6 protein-coding genes and 2 pseudogenes are annotated in these 6,945 nt (G+C 44.3%); 2 read left to right on the top strand and 6 right to left on the bottom strand.

What is annotated here, in order from left to right; genetic code table 11:
* Positions 1–153 precede the first annotated feature (153 nt).
* Positions 154–669, top strand: a pseudogene (gene tnpA, locus A3I3_RS10310) (IS200/IS605 family transposase).
* Between the two features lie 143 nt (positions 670–812).
* Here tnpA and A3I3_RS0108775 read toward each other — a convergent pair.
* The 6 genes from A3I3_RS0108775 to A3I3_RS0108750 form a co-directional block, all read right to left on the bottom strand.
* Complete coding sequence (locus tag A3I3_RS0108775; protein ID WP_018372336.1) at positions 813–1,883, bottom strand: ABC transporter substrate-binding protein; 1,071 nt, start codon at positions 1,881–1,883, stop codon at positions 813–815.
* Complete coding sequence (locus A3I3_RS0108770; RefSeq protein ID WP_018372335.1) at positions 1,880–2,650, bottom strand: ABC transporter permease; 771 nt, start codon at positions 2,648–2,650, stop codon at positions 1,880–1,882. Before A3I3_RS0108770 ends, A3I3_RS0108775 begins: the two co-directional genes overlap by 4 nt.
* Positions 2,647–3,453 (bottom strand): ABC transporter permease, encoded by an 807-nt coding sequence (locus A3I3_RS0108765; protein ID WP_018372334.1) that lies wholly within the window; start codon positions 3,451–3,453, stop codon positions 2,647–2,649. Before A3I3_RS0108765 ends, A3I3_RS0108770 begins: the two co-directional genes overlap by 4 nt.
* Positions 3,434–4,591: an ABC transporter ATP-binding protein gene (locus tag A3I3_RS0108760; RefSeq protein WP_018372333.1), complete on the bottom strand. Its 1,158-nt coding sequence runs from the start codon at positions 4,589–4,591 to the stop codon at positions 3,434–3,436. Before A3I3_RS0108760 ends, A3I3_RS0108765 begins: the two co-directional genes overlap by 20 nt.
* 21 nt (positions 4,592–4,612) lie before the next feature.
* Positions 4,613–5,539 (bottom strand): UDP-N-acetylmuramate dehydrogenase, encoded by a 927-nt coding sequence (gene murB / locus A3I3_RS0108755; RefSeq protein ID WP_018372332.1) that lies wholly within the window; start codon positions 5,537–5,539, stop codon positions 4,613–4,615.
* A 101-nt stretch (positions 5,540–5,640) separates the two neighbouring features.
* Positions 5,641–6,579, bottom strand: coding sequence for an FUSC family protein (locus A3I3_RS0108750; RefSeq protein ID WP_018372331.1), 939 nt, complete (start codon positions 6,577–6,579; stop codon positions 5,641–5,643).
* A gap of 201 nt (positions 6,580–6,780) precedes the next feature.
* Here A3I3_RS0108750 and A3I3_RS11335 point away from each other — a divergent pair.
* Positions 6,781–6,945: pseudogene (locus A3I3_RS11335) on the top strand (IS1182 family transposase); the annotation flags it as partial.

Raw genomic sequence — 6,945 nt, 5'->3', positions numbered from 1 at the left:
TTTTTATTATGTGACTTTAGTCCGTCTCGCTTCGAAGGTGCGAGACAAATAAACCACCCGCTATGCGGGTGCGCATCGCAGGTTATACCAAAAAACTCCAAACGCGATACAATAAAGGTGTTCAAGCCTATTGTAAAGCGAAANGAGAAAAGTATGGCTCAAAAAGCACATAGTTTATCACACACAAAGTGGAATTGTAAATATCACATTGTGTTCACCCCTAAGTATAGACGAAAAATTATCTATAATCAATATAGAAGCAGCTTGGGTGAAATATTCCGCCGATTATGTAGTTATAAAGGTGTTGAGATTATCGAAGGACATCTTATGCCAGATCATATTCACATGTTAGTGAGTATCCCACCGAGGATAAGCGTTTCGAGTTTTATGGGCTACCTGAAAGGCAAAAGTGCTCTTATGATGTTTGACAAACACGCCAACCTCAAATACAAGTTTGGCAATCGCCATTTCTGGGCCGAAGGTTATTATGTAAGTACAGTAGGTCTCAATGAAGCCACAATTAAGAAATATATTCAAGAGCAAAGAAATTATCCAGTGGATGATTTCTTCACGAGTATGAAAATTTGAGAACGAGTAAAGCATGATATAGCACTAGATAAATTAAGTGTGAAAGAGTATGAAGATCCCTTTAGGGATAATGGCAAGTAGTGCACACGCCTCTTTGAGAGGCAAGTGACGAGTCAAGAGCAATAAGGCTTGAACAACGTGAAAGCCAGCGTCTTTAGGCGCTGGCTGGTAATTTGGGCTTATAGCCCTGGTGCAAACCACCCGTTAGACGGGTGGTTATGATTTTATTTCCGATACATCTTGAACTGCAGATAGAGGTCATTGTAAATCCCGAGCCATTTTGAGCCCAGCGATTGGTAAACTTCCAAGTGCTGCATGGTCTCCTCGGTCGGATAAAAGGCTGTATCCTCTTGTATTTCCTTGGGTAGCATAGTTTTGGCTGATGTGTTTGGCGTGGAATAGCCGACGTATAAGGCATTTTTATAGGCATTTTCTGGACGCAGCATAAAGTTGATAAACTGATAGGCCGCTTTTTTATTTTTCACCGTCTTGGGAATGACCATATTGTCAAACCAGAGGTTGCTAGCCTCGGTCGGCACGACGTAGCGTAGCTTGTCATTCTTGTCCAACATCTGCCGCGCCTCGCCAGAAAAGCTGACGCCAATGGCGGCATTGTTTTGAATCATGTAGCCCTTCATCTCATCTGCCACAATGGCTTTGATATTGGGCGTCAGGGTGTAGAGTTTGTCAACCGCTTTTTGCAGCTGCCCTTCATTCTTAGAATTTAGGCTGTATCCTAGCGAATTAAGTCCAATCCCCATAACCTCACGCGCCCCGTCAATCAGCATAATGGAATTTTTATATTCTGGTCGCCAGAGGTCATTCCAATGCTCGGGCGCTCGGTCTACCAGCTCGCTATTGTAGACAATACCCAGCGTTCCCCAAAAATAAGGAACAGAGTAGCGATTGTCAGGGTCAAAAGGCTGGTTGAGAAAGTTGGAACCGATATTTTCCAAGCCCTTAATCTGGCTGTGGTCGAGCTCGGTCAGGAGCTTCTCTGACATCATCTTGGAAATCATGTATTCGCTTGGAATGGCGATGTCGTAGGTCGTTCCGCCCTGCTTAATCTTGGTGTACATGGACTCATTGGAGTCAAAGGTCTCGTACTGCACCTGCACGCCCGTTTCCTTGGTAAATTCCTTGAGCAAGTCAGGGTCGATATAGTCGCCCCAGTTGAAAATGACCAGTTTGTTGCTGTCATTGCTTTTGCTTTGGCTTTCTAGCCGCACCGTTATTGCCCAGAGAGCGAGGATAATGACAAGTACGCCCACTAAAAATGAATAAAGTTTTTTCATTCTGCCTCCTTTTCTCTGGAAATGAAGTAATAGCCGATGACTAGGAAAATGCTAAAAAGAAAGACCAAGGCTGACAAAGCATTGATTTCTAGGGAAATTCCTTGGCGTGCCCGCGAGTAAATTTCCACCGAAAGGGTAGAAAAGCCATTTCCAGTAACGAAGAAGGTCACGGCAAAGTCGTCCAAAGAATAAGTAAAAGCCATAAAATAGCCTGCGATAATAGCTGGCGTTAGATAAGGCAGCATAATTTCCTTAAGCATTTGCGGCTGACTAGCCCCCAAGTCGTAAGCCGCCTTAATCATATCATCGTTCATTTCCTGCAAGCGTGGCAAAATCATAAGAACAACAATGGGAATGGAAAAAGCCACATGGCTCGCAAGAACAGAGACAAAGCCTAATTGGAAGCCTGCAACGGTAAATAAAATCAGGAAACTCGCCCCAATCATGACATCGGGCGCGACCATTAAGATGTTATTTAAACCGAGAAAAAGCCCCTGCCACTTCTTTCTAGCTTGATAGATATAAATGGCGCCAAAGGTGCCGATAGCCGTTGCCAAAAGCGAGGATAGGAAAGCCAGAAAGAAAGTCTGCACCAAAATCAGCATCAAGCGGCTGTCGCCAAACATGGCTTGAAAATGGGTCAGGCTAAAGCCCGTAAACTTATTCATATCGTCGCCGCTATTAAAGGCATAGGCAATCAAGTAGAAAATCGGCAGATAAAGCAGCAAAAACACAAGGGCTAAATAAGTGGAAGCAAATTTTTTCATTCTTTCCTCCTCTCTTTAGTCAGCCACATGGTAAGAAGCATAGCGACAATCAGGACAACGCCGATTGTGGAACCCATGCCCCAGTTTTGGGTTGTCAAAAAATGCTGCTCAATCGCCGTTCCCAGCGTAATCACGCGATTTCCACCAACCAAACGCGTCAGCATAAAGAGGCTGAGGCTGGGAATGAAAACCGACTGAACACCGCTTCTGACGCCATTCATGGACAGCGGAAAAATCACCCGCCGAAAGGTTTGCCAGCGATTGGCACCTAAGTCGAAACTGGCATTTATGAGATTTTGGTCCATATCGTCTAGGACATTGAAAATCGGCAAAATCATAAAGGGCAGCTCGATATAGCTAGCCACAAAAATGAAGGAAAAATCCGTAAACAAAATCTGCTGCGGCCCCAAGCCTATAAAGGTTAGAAATTGATTGACCGAGCCATTTTGCCCGAAAATCCCAATGAAGGCATAAGCCTTGAGCAAAAGATTGACCCAAGTCGGCAGGATAATCAGCATGAGCCAGAGCTGGCGATGCTTGAGCTGAGTCAGGAAAAATGCCGTCGGATAGCTGATGAGCAAGGTCACCAGCGTGATAATGCCCGCGTAGAGAATGGAATTGAAACTCATTTTCAGATAGGTCCAATTCTGGGCGCTGAAAAAGGTCTTGTAATTGTCCAGCGTAAAATGATGCTCAATATCCAAAAAAGATTGAAACACAATCATAGCAACCGGCGCGAGCACAAAGAGCAAAATCCACAAGACATAAGGCAACACAAAGAGCCTAGAGGTTGTTTTCTTCATCTCTTTCCTCCTCAATGGCGTTAATCAGCCCTGCTTCTTGCTCTTCGATTTCGACATATTCTTCAATCCGCGCATCAAATTCTTCCTCGGTTTCGTTGAGACGCATGATGTGGATGTCTTCTGGCTCAAATTGGAGGCCGATAATCTCGCCCACAATCGCCTTGCGGGTCGAGTGAATCATCCATTCGTTGCCCAATTCGTCATAGGCAATGATTTCGTAGTGTACGCCGCGGAAAAGCTGGGTGTCCACCTTGACTTGCAGTTTGCCTTCTTCTGGCAAGGTAATCCGCAAATCCTCTGGACGAATCACCACTTCCACCGCTTCATTGGGACGCATGCCCCCGTCTACCGCTTCAAAGCGTTTACCGTTAAATTCGACCAGATAGTCCTCAATCATACGCCCGGCAAGGATATTGGACTCGCCGATAAAGGTGGCAACAAAGTGATTGATTGGCTCGTCGTAGATGTCAACGGGCGTCCCAGACTGGACAATTTCACCGTCATTCATGACGAAAATCCAGTCACTCATAGCTAGCGCTTCTTCCTGGTCGTGAGTGACAAAGACAAAGGTAATGCCCAAACGCTGCTGCAATTCACGCAGTTCATACTGCATGTCCGTCCGCAACTTCAAGTCAAGAGCTGACAAGGGCTCATCTAGCAAGACCAGACGCGGTTGATTGACAATGGCCCGCGCAATAGCAACCCGCTGGCGTTGCCCACCAGAGAGCTTGCGAATAGAACGCCGCTCATAGCCGTCCAAGCGCACCATTTTCAAGACCTCTGCCACTCGCCGCTCAATTTCTTTTTTCTCTACTTTCTTCAAACGCAGCGGAAAAGCCACATTTTCAAACACATTCATATGAGGAAAAAGAGCATAGGACTGAAAGACCGTGTGGACATCGCGCTTGTTAGTCGGAATGTCATTGATGCGCACGCCGTCCAAGTAAACGTCGCCGCTAGAAGCGTCTAAGAGCCCCGCAATAATATTCAAAATCGTTGATTTTCCTGAGCCGGACGCGCCTAAAAGCGTGTAGAACTTCCCTTCTTCCAACTCAAAATTGATATTTTTTAAAACAGTTGTATTGTTATCCTCAAAAACTTTAGAGACATTTTTGAACTCGATAATTGGTTTTTTCAATTTTCATAAATTCCTTCTTTTTCAGCCGTGAGCGGCATCCGCCGCATATTCACCAATAATCCGCACTTCAGGCTCTAGGGTAATAGCAGAGCTGTCAGCCACTTTTTCAATCACGTAGGCAATCAAGTCTTCGTAATCTTGCGCGCTACCACCCGCCACATTGACCATAAAGCCAGCGTGCTTGGTTGACACTTCCACGCCACCAATTCGGTGCCCCTTGAGCCCCGCTTCGCTAATCAGCTGCCCCGCAAAATGCCCTAGCGGACGTTTAAAAACAGAGCCGCAAGACGGATGTTCCAGAGGCTGCTTGAGCTCACGCAAATGGGTCAAACGGTTCATTTCCTGTGAAATCGTGGCATGATTGCCTGGTGCGAGAGCAAACTTAGCAGACACGACAACATCGCCCGTCTCTTGAACCAAGGACTGACGGTAGCCAAACTTCATGTCTTCACCTGAAATCGTCTTTAGCTCACCCTGCGGCGTCAAGACCTTACAAGAAACAAGAAGGTGGGCAATCTCACCGCCGTAGGCACCCGCGTTCATAAAGACCGCCCCGCCAACGCTGCCCGGAATACCGCAGGCAAATTCAAAGCCCGTCAAGCTATGGTAGAGCGCCACGTGCGTGGTTTCAATCAGGTTGGCACCTGCTTCTGCCTCAATCGTATAGCCATTGACCGTCAGCGTATTGAGCTTATCAAACATGATGACAAAGCCACGAATACCGCCGTCACGCACGATAATATTGCTAGCATTGCCCAGCACCATCCAAGGAATTTCCTGTTGATTGGCGAAATGTACAACCCGCGCCAGCTCATACCGATTGCGCGGAAAAACCAAATAATCCGCTGGTCCACCTACCTTGGTATAGGTGTATTTTTTGAGAGGTTCGTCAAAACGAATATCAATTCCTTGTAACTGTTCTTTCATCAAATCTACTTTTTCTAGCATTCTTACTCTCTTTTCTTTACAAATACACTCTATTGTACCATAAATGGACAATATTTTCGATAAGAGACGAAAAAAACTGGCTAAAACCAGTTTTTCATTTTTTATAATTTACGTGATACGTAACGCTTTTTATTTCTAGCTACCATTTCCCAAATCATTAAGAGAGCTCCACCTGCTGAGAACAAGTACAACAGAGCTAGATTTCCATAATAAACTCCCATATCAATGTAACCTTCACTCATCAGAGTGCCCATGGCTTGAAATGCATCAAAGACGTTCACATTCGCTTGACGTGCAATGGTCAGTGCCCAGTCAAATTGATTAGCAATAAAGGTCATAACCAAAATGATAACAACACTGAACACCACTCCCTTACGAGAAAGTTTTTTAGCTAACAGTTCATAACCTTTCAGTGTACATACCCCCATGGCAATCCCAGTCCACACAGACACATAGCCCATCTGACCAACTAAAAGCACTGCCAAAGAACCAACAAGACTTCCCAACAAGGCTCCAATAATACCAGCTCCAACATTTTCCTTCTGGCCATCATAAAGCTGATTTTCAGTATTCGCTTCAAAGCTAAAATCTTCAAAACCTTTTGGACTGAGGAAGTGAAGACCACCTTTTACTTGGCAAACATCTGTATGCCCTGTCAAACCTATTTTCTCACAAACATTTTGAAAATGATGCTCCTTTAAATAAGCTATGAGCTCTTGAGAAACTGTTATTAGCCGATCCTTGGTTTTTTCCTTGGTCATGCCAGCTTTGACACTATACATGATGACCGGTTCATTAATGGTCGGTCCCATTAGATGTTTAATCGTTTTACTGGCATTTTTTAGTATATCTTTGCTTGTTTCGACCCCATCTTCTTTTTTCAAGCAAAAATGAATTTGATAAATATTCGCTGAAGAATTTTTATTTATATAAAGAGTCAATCCGTCATTTTGACCAAAAATAACATTTTCTTCTTCATCCACATTTAGCCCTAAAGCTTCTGCAACAGGCACTAAAATTTCTGCATTTTTAATTGCCATGAGACTCCCTCCTTTATAATAAAAGTATACCATAAAGCCTAAAAAAAGGCTAATTTTCTCTTATTTTTCAATCAAAAAGAGCCTGAGACAATAGTCCCTTATCTCCAAAAAAAGCAACGGCAAATCCGTTGCTTTTTTGCATGGTTGCGATAGTCTTGGTAAAATAGAATTGCACAATAAACCATTTAGAAAGGCTATCCCATGCATATTCACTATAACACAAATCAAACAACTTTACCACTAGAAATCAGTTCTTTCTTGCCACAAGACCATCTCGTCTTTACGATTGAAAAAGTGGTGAATACTTTGGAGGATTGTCACTTCCACGCCTTCTATCATGCCTTTGGTCGCCCGTCTTATCACCCT

The organism is Streptococcus massiliensis DSM 18628 (assembly GCF_000380065.1).
Classification (GTDB): domain Bacteria; phylum Bacillota; class Bacilli; order Lactobacillales; family Streptococcaceae; genus Streptococcus; species Streptococcus massiliensis.
This window is presented reverse-complemented; position numbering and strand designations above follow the sequence as displayed.

What these genes read in the sequence shown, in the direction of transcription:
- A3I3_RS0108775 (WP_018372336.1), bottom strand. Translation starts at nt 1,883, where the DNA reads ATGAAAAAACTTTATTCATTTTTAGTGGGCGTACTTGTCATTATCCTC.
- A3I3_RS0108770 (WP_018372335.1), bottom strand. Translation starts at nt 2,650, where the DNA reads ATGAAAAAATTTGCTTCCACTTATTTAGCCCTTGTGTTTTTGCTGCTT.
- A3I3_RS0108765 (WP_018372334.1), bottom strand. Translation starts at nt 3,453, where the DNA reads ATGAAGAAAACAACCTCTAGGCTCTTTGTGTTGCCTTATGTCTTGTGG.
- murB (WP_018372332.1), bottom strand. Translation starts at nt 5,539, where the DNA reads ATGCTAGAAAAAGTAGATTTGATGAAAGAACAGTTACAAGGAATTGAT.
- A3I3_RS0108750 (WP_018372331.1), bottom strand. Translation starts at nt 6,579, where the DNA reads ATGGCAATTAAAAATGCAGAAATTTTAGTGCCTGTTGCAGAAGCTTTA.